Source organism: Shewanella sp. SM23, assembly GCF_025654295.1.
GTDB classification, from domain to species: Bacteria; Pseudomonadota; Gammaproteobacteria; order Enterobacterales; family Shewanellaceae; genus Shewanella; species Shewanella oncorhynchi.
The window spans coordinates 707,103-720,643 of sequence record NZ_JAKKRM010000001.1; the positions used below are offsets into that span (position 1 = coordinate 707,103).

At 42.0% G+C, this 13,541-nt stretch carries 9 protein-coding genes and 5 pseudogenes; 9 read left to right on the forward strand and 5 right to left on the reverse strand.

The window, feature by feature from the left end; all coding sequences use genetic code 11:
* The first annotated feature begins 126 nt into the window (after positions 1–126).
* From L5L98_RS03100 to L5L98_RS03125, 6 genes are all read left to right on the forward strand, one after another.
* The gene (locus L5L98_RS03100) at positions 127–573 is read left to right on the forward strand and encodes a c-type cytochrome (protein WP_220774249.1); all 447 of its coding nucleotides are present in this window, start codon (positions 127–129) and stop codon (positions 571–573) included.
* 15 nt (positions 574–588) lie between these two features.
* Positions 589–2,001: a cbb3-type cytochrome c oxidase subunit I gene (locus L5L98_RS03105; RefSeq protein WP_263138420.1), complete on the forward strand. Its 1,413-nt coding sequence runs from the start codon at positions 589–591 to the stop codon at positions 1,999–2,001.
* Positions 2,002–2,256: 255 nt separating this feature from the next.
* Positions 2,257–4,191 carry a nitric oxide reductase activation protein NorD gene (locus tag L5L98_RS03110; RefSeq protein ID WP_263138422.1) on the forward strand — a complete coding sequence of 645 codons (1,935 nt, stop codon included), beginning with the start codon at positions 2,257–2,259 and terminating at the stop codon, positions 4,189–4,191.
* A 48-nt stretch (positions 4,192–4,239) separates the two neighbouring features.
* Positions 4,240–5,025: a CbbQ/NirQ/NorQ/GpvN family protein gene (locus tag L5L98_RS03115; RefSeq protein ID WP_263138424.1), complete on the forward strand. Its 786-nt coding sequence runs from the start codon at positions 4,240–4,242 to the stop codon at positions 5,023–5,025.
* A 9-nt stretch (positions 5,026–5,034) separates the two neighbouring features.
* Complete coding sequence (locus tag L5L98_RS03120) at positions 5,035–5,694, forward strand: cytochrome c oxidase subunit 3 family protein (protein WP_263138425.1); 660 nt, start codon at positions 5,035–5,037, stop codon at positions 5,692–5,694.
* Between the two features lie 114 nt (positions 5,695–5,808).
* On the forward strand, positions 5,809–6,144 hold the full coding sequence (locus L5L98_RS03125) for a cytochrome C oxidase subunit IV family protein (protein WP_263138426.1): 336 nt from the start codon (positions 5,809–5,811) through the stop codon (positions 6,142–6,144).
* Between the two features lie 149 nt (positions 6,145–6,293).
* Here L5L98_RS03125 and norR read toward each other — a convergent pair whose 3' ends face one another.
* From norR to L5L98_RS03140, 3 genes are all read right to left on the reverse strand, one after another.
* Complete coding sequence (gene norR / locus L5L98_RS03130; RefSeq protein WP_263138427.1) at positions 6,294–7,979, reverse strand: nitric oxide reductase transcriptional regulator NorR; 1,686 nt, start codon at positions 7,977–7,979, stop codon at positions 6,294–6,296.
* A gap of 194 nt (positions 7,980–8,173) precedes the next feature.
* A complete protein-coding gene (locus L5L98_RS03135; protein ID WP_263138428.1) occupies positions 8,174–8,488 on the reverse strand; it encodes a cytochrome C oxidase subunit IV family protein in 315 nt (104 codons plus the stop codon).
* A 43-nt stretch (positions 8,489–8,531) separates the two neighbouring features.
* On the reverse strand, positions 8,532–9,140 hold the full coding sequence (locus L5L98_RS03140) for a cytochrome c oxidase subunit 3 family protein (RefSeq protein WP_263138429.1): 609 nt from the start codon (positions 9,138–9,140) through the stop codon (positions 8,532–8,534).
* Positions 9,141–9,402: 262 nt separating this feature from the next.
* On the opposite strand from L5L98_RS03140, the pseudogene L5L98_RS03145 reads away from it, so the two are divergent.
* The 3 pseudogenes from L5L98_RS03145 to L5L98_RS03155 all read left to right on the forward strand — a co-directional run bounded on the left by L5L98_RS03145 (position 9,403) and on the right by L5L98_RS03155 (position 12,817).
* Positions 9,403–10,566: pseudogene (locus L5L98_RS03145) on the forward strand (IS4 family transposase).
* Between the two features lie 69 nt (positions 10,567–10,635).
* Positions 10,636–11,824: pseudogene (locus L5L98_RS03150) on the forward strand (IS3 family transposase).
* 77 nt (positions 11,825–11,901) lie between these two features.
* Positions 11,902–12,817: pseudogene (locus L5L98_RS03155) on the forward strand (IS5 family transposase).
* 75 nt (positions 12,818–12,892) lie between these two features.
* On the opposite strand, the pseudogene L5L98_RS03160 reads toward L5L98_RS03155, so the two are convergent.
* Positions 12,893–13,105, reverse strand: a pseudogene (locus L5L98_RS03160) (transposase family protein); the annotation flags it as partial.
* 216 nt (positions 13,106–13,321) lie between these two features.
* Positions 13,322–13,541: pseudogene (locus L5L98_RS03165) on the reverse strand (ISAs1 family transposase); the annotation flags it as partial.

The following is a 13,541-nucleotide window of genomic DNA, read 5'->3' on the forward strand; positions in this document are numbered from 1 at the left end:
TCGTCCTAATTACTATCTAATGTAACAAGCTAGTTTTTATATAAAAATCAATTTGTTAAAGGTTGGCGCGATAATTGCTTTTCAAAATTGCAATTGTAGTTTGAATTACAAATCAAGGAGTCGTTAATGGCTGAAAAATTTACAAAAAGTATGGCTCGTAATATTTATTACGGCGGCAGCTTTTTCTTTTTGTTATTGTTATTGGGGTTGTCGGTAGATACTGTCCGTCAATTACCAAAGCGAGAGCATAGGGAAGCGCTGACAGAGCATGTCATTGCAGGTAAAGGTTTATGGGAAACCAACAACTGTATCGGATGCCACAGTTTGATGGGTGAGGGAGCTTATTATGCTCCAGAGCTTGCTAACGTGTTTGATCGCCGTGGTGCGGGTAACGAAGCTGCGTTTAAAAGTTATCTACGTGGATGGGTTAATGCTCAACCTCTCGCTATTCCTGAACGTCGTAAGATGCCGCAATTTAACTTAACCGATGCTGAAATCGATGACTTGGCAGATTTTTTAATCTGGACATCCAGGATCGACGATAACAATTGGCCACCGAATGTCGAAGGTTAAGGAGAGGAGCGAATTATGAAGTATGAATCTCAACGAATTGCAAAACCGTATTTTGTTTTTGCAATGATGTTATTTGCTGGCCAAATTTTGTTTGGTTTATTAATGGGGTTGCAGTACATCAATGGTGATGTCGGTTTTCCTTATATTCCTTTTAATGCAGCGCGAATGGTGCACACCAATCTCCTGATTGTTTGGATGTTATTTGGATTCATGGGAGCAAGTTATTTTTTAGTCCCTGAAGAAGCTGAAACAGAGCTATACAGTCCATTACTCGCTAAAATTACTTTTTGGGTTTTTGTGGTAGCGGGCGTAGCAACTATTTTAGGTTACTTACTTGTTCCTTACGCTGAACTGGCTCGGATCACTAAAAATGAACTCTTTCCGACAATGGGCCGTGAGTTTTTAGAACAACCCACCATTACCAAAGTTGGTATTGTATTAGTCTGTTTGTCCTTTGTTTTTAATATTGGTATGACCATATTGAGAGGCCGGAAGACGGTTATTAATATGGTGCTGATTACGGGGCTTATTGGCTTAGCCGTTTTCTATTTATTCTCTTTCTATAATCCTGACAGCTTAACATTAGATAAATATTTCTGGTGGTTTGTGGTGCATTTGTGGGTTGAAGGCGTATGGGAGCTTATTTTAGGTGCTCTATTAGCTTTCGTACTCATTAAAGTCACAGGTGTCGACCGCGAGCACATTGAAAAATGGCTTTATGTGATTATTGCGATGGCGCTGATCTCTGGGCTTATCGGTATGGGGCACCATTATTTTTGGGTTGGCCCACCTAAGTACTGGTTATGGATGGGATCTTTCTTCTCCGCGTTAGAGCCTGTGCCTTTCTTTATGATGGTGTTATTTGCCTTTAAAATGGTTAAAGAGCGCCGTAGAGAACACAATAATAAGATCGCCACCACATGGGCTAAAGGCACTGCGGTTATGGCTTTCTTAGGTGCGGGTGTATGGGGATTCTTGCATACGCTAGCCCCCGTTAACTACTACACACATGGCTCACAACTTACTGCTGCACACGGTCACTTAGCTTTCTTTGGTGCCTATGCGATGGTAGTGATGTGCATGATTTCATACTCTATGCCAGTAATGAACGGTCGCCCACAAGGCAACAGTGTGCAGGCACAAAAAGTCGAGCGAATTGGTTTTTGGTTAATGTGTATCGGCATGCTAGGTATTACCTTTGCGTTAACAGCAGCGGGAATTTGGCAAGTTGCATTACAACGCATCCCAGAAGCCGGTAAAGCATTAAGCTTTATGGCAACACAAGAGATGCTTAAACCTTTCTATATTGCGCGTCTTGGGTTTGGTTTACTCTTTACTGTGGGCGTTGCTGCTTATTTTGCAAGCTTTGTAGTCGCCAATAAAAATGGCAAACAATATCCTGATGCTAATGCGACGTTAGCTGAATAAAGGATTTGATAGTGAATGTGGCTGCGGCCTTTAGGTTGCAGCCACATTTATCGATATTTAACGCTATTCATATCAATCAATATTTTTATCAGACTCTTAATGTTGATTTATTAGGTTTCATTTATATCAATTTTAATGAATGTTACTTAAAATCGAATAGTAAAAACTATAAAATCTGAGTGTGCATTTTCGTTGTTTATTGATAACGAATTAATTATAAATATCAGCATTCGTCATTATATTATTGAGGTAGAAATGGAAGAAGTCGTCGGCAAAATATGGGATAAATGGTTAACATCCCAAGTGACCACCGACCATGTCGCTGCTAAGGTCCATTTCAGTGAATTACAAACTCAACTATTAATTTATTACCGTGCTATGGGCGGTGATGGAGCTAAAAGCCTTGAAATAGCCGAAAAGCGTGATCTTAATATCCGTCGCAGTACGATGCAGAAAATCGCCGGCAGTCATAAACAGTTTTATTTAAGTTGGCAAGACGAACGCAGTGTAAGACTCCCGCCATTTATTGCGCTATTTGCTGAAAAAGATCTTAATCAATCATTATATTTTTGGCTAACTGCTTTAGCTGCCCAGTTAGATAAACAGAGCCGCAGTGGCCTGTTTTATAAAGACATGACCGATTGGTTTAATGACAATCAACAAGCCACTCGACACTTAATTACTCAATACGCTGGACTGAGGCGTATATACAGTCAGTTAGCTCATGAAGTGTTAGGGCTGCGAAACCTTGAGCTTGAAACTTTACTTGCTAAAGAGGCGACTAAAACAAAAGCGACTGAGTTTTTTAACCGTGATTTCTTCAATCAAAAGGATGGGTTAACGCTAGCAGAAAAAGCCATTGCAACAGTAATCGAAATCCCCGGAGCTATGGATAAATACCCCCATAGCCATAAAGATGTGTTGCCTGTGCCACTGTGGCTTTATCCACCGCTAATAACTCAAGGCGCAGGTGCGGATTTTGAGCCAGCGGATGAAAAAAATAAAACCCAACCCAAGCGTAAAGCGGGTGAAGTGCAGGAAATTGATCAACGTAAAAAAGCACAATATGTTGATGATAATCGTAAAACCGATGGACTACTGATTTTTCAAGCTGAAGCTTTGATGACGTGGACTGAGCAAATCAATCTAGATCGTTGTCAAAGTGATGAGGATGACGATACCGATATTACCGAAATTGCAAAAGATCTCGATATTATTAGTTTATCGCGACACCGTAAGGCGAGTGCTGCCCGGATCCGTTTTGACTTAGATTTACCCGCAGCCGCCCAAGATGATTTACGTTTAGGCGAAGGTATTTTATTACCCGAATGGGACTATAAACAGCAACGCTTGGTTGATGACGCGTGCGTGCTGCAAACTATGATTAGTGATGAGGTTGAACCCATTGCGTTATCCAGCGAATATAAAAAGTTAAGCCAAGATATATTGGCGCTTTTTGCGCATTTAGGGTTAACGCCATACCGCAGAAAAGCTCAAAAAAGTGGTGACGAAATTGATCTCGACGCTTGGCTAGATGACTATGCTTTGCCTGTAAAAGATACCAGCAAACAAGCTTTTTATATTGATACCCAGCGACAGAATCGAGATGTGAATTGTTTAATTTTGGCTGATTTATCTCTATCAACAGAAGCCTATATTGATGATAAGCAAAGGGTAATTGATGTTATCCGTGACAGCTTAATAGTTTTTAGCGAGGCGCTGGCTCGCCTTGGTGATGAGTTTGCATTATATGGTTTCTCATCAGTGCGTAGCCAACATGTGCGCTATCACATCCTTAAAAATTTCGATATGCCGCATTGTGATCATGTCCGAGGCCGTATTGCCCGTATCGAACCTGGCTACTACACCCGTATGGGCGCCGCGATTCGACAATCTAGCCAATTACTGGCAGAACGAGGCGGAGCCAATAAAATATTGTTAATTATTACAGACGGTAAACCTAACGATTTAGACAAATACGAAGGTCGTTATGGTATTGAAGATACTTGCCAAGCCATTGTTGAAGCTAAACTTTTAGGCTTAGTGCCTTATTGTGTCACTATTGATAAAAAAGGCCATGATTATCTCCCATATCTTTTTGGGCATCATGGGTTTTCTATTGTGAGCAATGCCAGCGAGTTACCGCGAGTACTACCTAAAATTTATCTACATCTTACTGCGATGCACTAATTCCCTTTGATTTAATTTATCTATTTTTGCGTGATAAGAGAGCCTGTTATGACCGAAGATACCAACAGTTGTTACTACCAAGTTCAAGATAACGAAGTCGAGATTTTTAATTTTGCCAAAGAACATAACTTACCGGTACTCATCAAGGGTCCTACCGGCTGCGGTAAAACCCGCTTTGTGGAATATATGGCACATAACCTTGGTCGTGAATTAGTGACCGTATCTTGCCATGATGATTTAACCGCAGCAGATTTGCTTGGGCGTCATTTAGTCAGTTTTGACGGCACTTTTTGGCAAGATGGTCCGTTAACACGGGCCGTACGCCATGGCGGAATTTGTTACTTAGACGAAATTATTGAAGCCCGCAAAGACACTACGGTAGTACTGCATTCGCTATCGGATCACCGCCGCGAGCTTCATCTTGAGCGCACTGGAGAAGTCATTAAAGCCCATAAAGATTTTATGTTAGTGGTGTCCTATAACCCAGGTTATCAAAATATGATGAAAGGGCTTAAACCCAGCACTCGTCAGCGTTTTGTTGCTATGTCTTTTGATTATCCAAACCCAGAAAACGAAGCAAATATTCTGGTGCATGAAGCCGGAATTAAGCTTGAACTTGCGAACACTTTAGTCAAATTAGGCGCTGATATTCGTCGCTTAAGTGATATTGATTTAAAGGCAGCGGTATCTACACGGTTATTGATTTATGCCGCGAAAATGATGTCCAGTGGATGTCATGCACAAATAGCCTGTTTGCATTGTATTATCGAGCCACTAACTGATGAGCCTGAAACAATTAAGGCTTTATCAAAGCTTGTTAATGCACATTTTTAAGTCGATAGCATGACTAACACTATGGCTAAATTTGATTTAAGTGTTGAATCCGAAGGTTTGGCTAATCAATATGATGCTGAGATTAGTCAAAACTCGATAGTCACACACACAAGCGAACGTAAGGCTCCTGGCTTGCTTGCGGTATGGGTATTTATTTACGCTGAGCTAACCGAGTTTGGCTTATTTTTTGTGTTATTTTTGGTTGCCAAAGCTTATTTCCCTGCGGATTTTAGCCAAGGGCCGCAAAAGCTCAGCACTCTTGCTGGCCTTAGTAATACCCTTATTTTACTCAGCAGTAGTTTATGTATTGTTAAAGCGATGGCGGCTATCAAAATAGGCAATATCAAGCGCACTATTCATTGGTTGCTTTTAACCATAGTCGCAGGCGGCTTGTATTGTGTGGTGAAATTTTTGGAGTATCACCGCAATGGCGCGCTCGGTATTAATCTAAGGGATGATTACTTTATTGCGGGTTACTATTACATTGGTTTCAATCATTTACTACATGTATTGATTGGTATGGCTACCATAAGTGTGGTGACGATATTTACCGCACTGGGTTTTTATGATGCGAATAATCACGAGGGGTTAGAAAGTGCGGCGACCTACTGGCATATGATTGATTTAGTCTGGATTGTCATCTTTCCGCTCTTATACGTTTTACATTGATTGCATAGTGATGATAGAAAAATGCCATATAATTAACTTGCGTTTTGGATAAGCAGCGTAATTAACAGTATTCGTTCAACACTGATTATCTTGAGTTTATTTGAGGCTAATTGTATGGCAAACCGTTTTATTAAGCGCCTTAATCTCCGACTAGCCTCGGTTTTTAAGGGTAACCATTGGCCTGTAATGGTGTGGTTGACCTTGGTGGTATTAACGCTTTTTAGTACTTTACTGGCAGAAGGGCCGCAGCAAAAGGTGGAGGGTGAACACTTAGTGCATATCAACCAACTCAGTGTATTGCTGGTAGCAGGGATAGTGCTTAGCAAGGGGACTTTAGTTATCGATTATTTTATGGGACTTAAGCACACTCAAGGTTGGCCCGTGAGAATAATGAAAGGCTTTTTAGTGCTCATGCTTGGGCTGATTACACTGAGTTGTTTTTATTATTAACAAATAGATTGTTGATAGTTTAGTTATTGATAATATTTAGACTATTTAACAGTCTTTACTTATTTATATTTGAGTAAAGTAAAGACCATATGTAAATTGAGTTAGTGTGCGTTTACGTTATCGCCATGCATTTATGTTACCGTCGTGCATTATACGATTAGCCCTAGACGTTTAGCTTGACGATGTAAGTTTCCTCTATCAAGTTGTAGTTGCCGCGCGGCTTTAGCCCAGACTTGATCATTATCCTCAAGACTTTGGCGTATAACTTGGCGTTGAAAATCTGCTACTAAATCATTAAAGGAATGCGTTGTATCCACGCGTGGCGAGAGTTGCGTCTCGTTAGTGAACGATGCTGTATCTAATATCGTACTTGCAGCAGTTGATGACACTTCATCAGGTGAGCTTATTAAGGGTGACGATACATCGTTATTGGATGTTTTTGGCGATGTGCTGGAAGTTACCATTGATGCCGCATTGAAAGTTGCTGTTGAGTTAAATCGCTCCCTTGTAAAACTTAAATGATGACGTTGAACAATGATAACTCCTTTACTTTCAGCGCTGGCTTTAAGCGCTGCGCGCATCAATACATGCTGTAATTCCCTGACATTTCCTGGCCATGAATAGGCAAGTAAAGTTTGCATTGCTTCTGCACTAAGGCGGATGCTTTTGGCATGGCTTAAGCCAATTTTGTGTTTAAAATGGGTTAAAATATTACCGCAAAGTAGAGGAATGTCATCTGGACGTTCGCGAAGTGGCGGTACATGGAGTGGATAAACACAAAGTCTATAATACAAGTCTTCACGAAAACGTCCTTCATCAACCGCATTCAGTAAATTACGATTACTGGCAGCAATAATGCGCACATCTACATGGATATTTCGATCTAGCCCTAAGCGTTGGATTTCGCCCTCTTGGATAAATCGTAATAATTTAGCTTGTAATCCGAGGGATAATTCCCCAACTTCATCTAAAAATAGTGTGCCCTGGTGGGCTAATTCAAACTTGCCCATTCTGTCTTTAGTGGCTCCGGTGAAGGCGCCTTTAATATGACCAAATAGCTCACTCTCTGCCAATGTTTCAGGCAAGGCTGCACAGTTTAATTGTACAAAAATTTGCTGCTTACGTTTAGATTGCGCGTGCAGGCTGCGAGCGGCAACTTCTTTACCTACCCCCGTTTCGCCACTGATTAATACACACAGGTCTGAATTAGCGACAATCCGAATATCATCTTTAAGGGCCATCATACAGGGCGTTTCACCAATAAAGTCGGACTTCTTTAATGGCTTTTGATTAAAGGAGGTTTCTCTTTCTTTGAGTCGATATTCTTCTTGGGACTCTAGTCTCGTGAGTAAATTAACATTACGTATCGTCGCGGCGGCAAGTGCAGCTAAAGTGGCGATGCTAATATCACTGATGCTATCAAACGCTCCAACGTTGAGGGAATCTAAAGTGAGTACCCCTACGAGTGAATCTTCCACGTACAGACCACAACCTATGCAAGCATGAACATCAAGCACTCTTTTGGGGTCAATCACTAAGAAACCATCATAGGGATCGGCAAGCTCTGAATCGGCATTAAAACGAATAGGGTGCCTTGAGCCCATAATAGTCTCAAGTCGAGGATGTTCATGGGGAGCAAAACCCATTCCGAGCACTTCTGGTAGTAACCCATCAACGGCGACAGGGACTAATTCATTACCTTGATATTCTAGTAGCGCTACGGCATCGCAGGGCATCACTTGATTGACCGCGGTCATAAAGCGTTGATAAAGGGCTTTTTGGGGTATGCTTTGGCTGAGATCTAAGGCGATATCCAGTAAAGTTTGCTCTAACATGACGGGCTCCAACGGGGAATATTGACAACAAATTAGGCAAAAGCTAAATTAATGTTGTCAATATATCAACATTGGTGTTTTTGTCTTGTTAGTACCGAATAAACTGTGAGGAGTTGCACAAATATATTTGTAGCGACTTAACGGCGAACTGAGTTTATCTTTCAAATCTCGAATATCAAACCTATGCTAGCCTTTTAAAGATAGAGGATTAAAGCGAGCACAAGCGGGATAATAATGGGATAACTTAAGGCAAATCGGCGCCATTGTTTCGGCGTATCTCGCATCTCCATAAACACATCAACAATCTTTATGCCCTTAATCATGGTCATTAAAACAATAATAATGATGCTGAACAATCGTACCGAAGGGTTGATGTCTATTAATGAGAGTGGGCTGGAAAACCTAAGAATGACGGGGGAGTAACTGATTGCCGTCGTTAGGCAAGTTAATCCAATTAAGATAATGGCAGCTAAGTGTATCGATTTAATATTTTTTTGAAATAACGGCATAAGTTCCCGTCCTCTAATCATCATAAATGGATAACTATTACCCTTAGTGGGCAATGTAAATTAAGAAAAATACTAAAACCCACACTAAATCAACCATATGCCAGTAAGCAGCAGCGGCTTCAAACCCTTGATGCTCATTCAGTCCGTAAAATTGCTTGCGGCTTTGTTGAAGTAAATAAAATAAAATGCCACAACCTAATATCACATGCATAAAGTGGAATGCAGTGATCAAGAAATACAAGGTAAAAAAGTCATTGGTAGATAGATCAAAACCATCATTAATCAACAAGGTATATTCATAACTTTTAGCTATAAGGTAAACAAAAGCCAAACATAAACTGCCACGGAGTAACTTGGCTACTTTAGCGTTATTGCCTCGTTTTGCTTCATTAAGTGCCAAGGCCACCAAATAGCTACTGAGCAATAGGCTCAAGGTACAACCTAGGCCGATGGTGATGTGGATTGTGTGTTGGCCTTGTAGAAACATATCTGGTTCTAAACGCTTCATTACTGCAAAGCCGATAAAAAATAATGCAAATACAGTCAGCTCCATCATGATCACTAGCCACATGGCTATGTCACCGGGTAATTTACTTTGTGAAAGTTCGGACGGTTGTTGGCTGGGTTCATCAATAAGTTCGAGTTGGTGCATATGCCACCTTTAAGTCAGAGCAGTAAGTTTGACTGTTAATATACAAAATATATGCCGTTATAGTTTTTTGTTTATCCAATTGAAATACAATGAGAATATTCTTTCGAGTTGTAAGTTGGGCCATTATGTGTGTTAAATTGACACCTTTCTACGAAGTTTGCTAGCGAATCCCCAGATAAATTCGATGGGATTCAAATAAGTAGACACGCATGATGCTGTTTGATCTAATCAATTTCGCCAAAAACCTACTAGATCCAACATCATGCGTGATATCGACATATTACACGATTTACTCAAAAAACAATGCCCTCAAATACACCAAAAACGCCTTAATTCTCTGATGGTTGCTACTGAGTCTTTACTCGATGGCAATCAACTCTCGTTAACCCAGTTAGGACGGAACATAACGGGTAACGTTGCACCAAAACACAATATCAAGCGTATTGACCGACTGCTCGGAAATCTACATGTTGTCAAAGATAAGTTCGCTATTTATCAATGGCATGCACAGTATCTCTGCGGCTCAAATCCGATGCCCATTATTCTTGTGGATTGGTCTGATGTGCGCGAACAACTGCGAATGATGACCTTACGCGCATCAATCAGTGTTAAAGGTCGCTCCATTACGTTGTACGAACGCACTTTTCTGTTTGAAGATTACAATGCCCCACGCAGTCATAACGCTTTCTTAGCTGAGCTTGCTAACGTATTGCCACCAGGATGCTGCCCGCTCATCGTCACCGATGCAGGTTATCGCAATACTTGGTTTAGGGAAGTCGAGCGCCATGGCTGGTTTTGGCTAGGTCGAGTTCGCGGTGATGTCAGTTTTATGCTCAAGGGCCAAACATCATGGCAGTCAAATAAATCCCTCTACCCTAAAGCGAATTAAACCGCGAAATACATAGGTAGCGTCAAGTTAGCGCGCAAGTCTCCGTTACAATGTTGCCTGCACTTGTTTAAAGCTAAACCTAAGCTGCGTAAGGATAAACGTTCTTCTAAGGCTGGGCGAAATCACACTGCACAAAAGAGTTACAGCTTAGGGAGTAAAGAGCCTTGGCTACTCGCAACAAATTTACCGCCAGACTACTTTGGCCCTTCAAAGGTCGTCGATTTATATGCTAAGCTAATGCAAATTGAAGAAACCTTCCGCGATTTAAAAAGTCCGCAATATGGCATGGGCCTCAGACAAAGCCGCAGCCGTTGTCCAAAGCGATATGATGTATTGTTGCTCATCTCTATGCTGGCTGAAATCGTGTTGTGGTGTATTGGGTTAGCGGCACAACACCTTGGATGGCAAAGATATTTTCAAGCCAATACGGTGAGAAAGCGGACAGTGCTATCAATTGTTAGACTTGGAAAGGAAGTACGCAAAAGAGACAAATATCCGGTAAAGGAGACAATTTTTCGCTGGGCATTAATCGAATAGGTTGTTCTGGTCTAATCCCATCGGACACTTAATTTTGAGACAGTATGGTCAATAAATTAAGAGGTCTATATGAGTCTGAAAAAATCACATAAGAGTTATCCGCAGGCATTTAAAGATGAAGCCGTCTTGATGGTGCTAGAGCAAGGTTATAGCGTTGCCGATGCGGCAAAGTCTCTTGGAGTTAGCACGAGCCTGCTTTAAAACTGGAAAGAAAAACACCAAGCCCTGCAACAAGGTATCACCTTAGAAGAGTCTGAGCGTGATGAGCTAAAGTGATTGCGTAGAGAAAACAAAGAATTACGCATGGAGAAAGAAATTCTAAAAATACCCAAGGGGCACGCCGAGGCAAGCGCCTTCTTTGCGAGAGAAATGAAGTAAGATTTCGTTTCATCAAACTGCAATCTCACCTGCTTCCCATAGCACTGTTATGTCGAGTAATGAGTGTAAGTAAATCAGGCTATTACGATTGGCATAAACGCCCTGCAAACGTGATAAGCCTTGAAACACTGAAGCTTTATCGCCTTGTTCGACAGTTATTTAAGCAAAGTCGAGGCAGCTTAGGGAATCGTGAAATGGTGAAAAATTGCGCAAGGAAGGCTACCAGGTTGGTCGCTATTTCGTTCGTAAAATTATGCACCGCCTTCGACTCAAAGCAGCCCAGCGACGTGCTTACAAGGTGACTACGCAGCGGAAACACTCAGATGCAGTGGCAGATAACCTGTTAAACATGAACTTTAATCCAGTATCGGCTAATCAGGTTTGGGCGGGTGACGTGACCTATTTAAAGACGGGTGAAGGCTGGATGTATTTGGCTGTGGTGATGGATTTATATTCACGCCGGATTGTGGGATGGCACATAGATAAACGCATGACCACAGATTTGATATCTAAGGCATTAATAAAAGCCTACAACCTGCGACAACCAGCGCGAGGGCTGGTATTCCACAGTGACCGAGGCTCGCAATATACCAGTAAGCAATTCGGTAGGCTGCTATTGAGCTATGGTATCCGAGCCAGCATGGGTGATGTGGGTGCGTGTTGGGATAATGCTGTTGTTGAGCGTTTCTTTGGTAGCTTGAAACACGATTAGATTTTTAAAGTTAATCAACCAACAAGGGAGTTTATGAAGCAAGATGTGACGGTTTACATGAAATATTACAACTTGGAGCGGCTTCATTCTGCTAATGACGCTCTGTCACCTGTAGAGTTTGAAAATTCTCAACTAAAAGTGTCCAGTTTGGGTGGCCTTGTTTCCTAAATAGGTTGAACTAAAACCGTAGCCGTAGCCGTAGCCGTAGATCTGATCGGCATCGCCTATCAACTTACCCATCAACCGTGTCAAAACCTCACTATAAAACAACCAACTGGAAGCAATACAACCAAGCCTTAATCAACCGCGGTTCACTTACCTTCTGGATTGATGAGGATGCAATTGCTAAGTGGAAAGCCAAAGTCGAGCAGCCCAAGAAAGGTCGCCCTCAAGTGTTTAGCGACTTAGCCATTACCACTGCGTTGATGGTTAAGCGTATTTTCTCTATGCCACTGCGAGCCTTACAGGGCTTCATCAATTCGGTGCTTAAACTGGGTGACATCCCATTATCTTGCCCGCACACCTGCATCAGTAAACGCGCGAAAACGGTCAATATTGCTTTTAAAACCAAGACTCGCGACGCCATTGAGCACTTAGCTATCGACTCGACAGGCTTGAAGGTCTATGGCGAAGGTGAGTGGAAAGTGAAGAAACATGGTACAGATGGACAGCGCCGAGTGTGGCGTAAACTGCATATTGCCGTAGATACACATAGCCATGAAATTATTGCCGCAGAACTCAGTTTATCAGGTGTAACAGACGCTGAAGTGATGCCCAATTTACTTAAGCAAACCCATCGAAAAATCCGCAATATCTCGGGTAATGGTGCTTACGACACGAAAGCCTGTCACGAAGCCGTTCGTCGAAAACGCGCTTTAGTGCTCATTCCACCTAGGGAAGGTGCTGCACTATGGGAACAAGGGCATCCACGAAACTTAGCCGTCAGTTGGCAACAGCTTCATGGCTCAAATAAGCAATGGAAAAAACGGTATGGTTATCATCGCCGTTCAATCTCAGAAACCGCCATGTACAGGATAAAACAACTGCTAGACGTTGAGCATGCGGAATTATAACGCTCAGGTGGGAGAAACTTACGCGATGATTAGGGCTTTGAACAAGCTTACTGGGCTAGGTATGCCTGAAACCCACTATGTAGCTTGATATTTGAACAATGATGAGAGTTTTGTTCGCTGACTCGATTTAGGAAACAAAGCCAGTTTGGGTTGACCAGTACACATGAACAGGAATATCTTTACTGAAATCACCATACTTCTTCAGTAATTCCAAGTGGCAATGGCCAAAGTCTTCAATATCTTCCCAGCCCTCAGAGCCACTGATGACCGCCACCACGGTTAGGAACAACACATCGAACAAGGGATAAGTCACTTTGGCGGCCTGTCGGTGGTCTTCAATAAGTTCAAAGTGCTTGGTAAGGGAATGAAGGCTCATGATCGTGTCTCGGCAAAAGAGAATATAAGCTCACAAAGCCGTTAAATTGAGAAGTATGCCCGTTTTAATGGCTGAAAATTGTTCGCGATCTCACCCTGATGTGTAAAGGGATGAAAACTTGCTTGCAATTGATTTGAGAAACAAAACCGTTTAGTAAATAAATAAGTGGGTCATGATATTGGGTGTACAGGGCGGGATTAAGCTTTGTTAAATCTCTTAACCAAAGAAAATCTCGCTCCTAAAATCGCCATTCCATGCAGCCTTTCTCATCTTGGTTGGTTTGCTGGCTTTTAGCGGATGTTGCTCTAAAAGGTTCAGCACGATACGACGAAATAGCGCCATCTTCTTCGCGTTTTCACGGTCACCAATCCTTGAACAGTCTTCCCTAAAAGTGACGTCAAGCACCCAGTGTTGCAGGTTCTCGATGTGCCAATGC

Bases quoted from the DNA above. Each gene is read 5' to 3' on its own strand.
- L5L98_RS03105 (WP_263138420.1), top strand. From the start codon at position 589: ATGAAGTATGAATCTCAACGAATTGCAAAACCGTATTTTGTTTTTGCA.
- L5L98_RS03110 (WP_263138422.1), top strand. From the start codon at position 2,257: ATGGAAGAAGTCGTCGGCAAAATATGGGATAAATGGTTAACATCCCAA.
- L5L98_RS03100 (WP_220774249.1), top strand. From the start codon at position 127: ATGGCTGAAAAATTTACAAAAAGTATGGCTCGTAATATTTATTACGGC.
- L5L98_RS03120 (WP_263138425.1), top strand. From the start codon at position 5,035: ATGACTAACACTATGGCTAAATTTGATTTAAGTGTTGAATCCGAAGGT.
- norR (WP_263138427.1), bottom strand. From the start codon at position 7,979: ATGTTAGAGCAAACTTTACTGGATATCGCCTTAGATCTCAGCCAAAGC.
- L5L98_RS03140 (WP_263138429.1), bottom strand. From the start codon at position 9,140: ATGCACCAACTCGAACTTATTGATGAACCCAGCCAACAACCGTCCGAA.
- L5L98_RS03135 (WP_263138428.1), bottom strand. From the start codon at position 8,488: ATGCCGTTATTTCAAAAAAATATTAAATCGATACACTTAGCTGCCATT.
- L5L98_RS03125 (WP_263138426.1), top strand. From the start codon at position 5,809: ATGGCAAACCGTTTTATTAAGCGCCTTAATCTCCGACTAGCCTCGGTT.
- L5L98_RS03115 (WP_263138424.1), top strand. From the start codon at position 4,240: ATGACCGAAGATACCAACAGTTGTTACTACCAAGTTCAAGATAACGAA.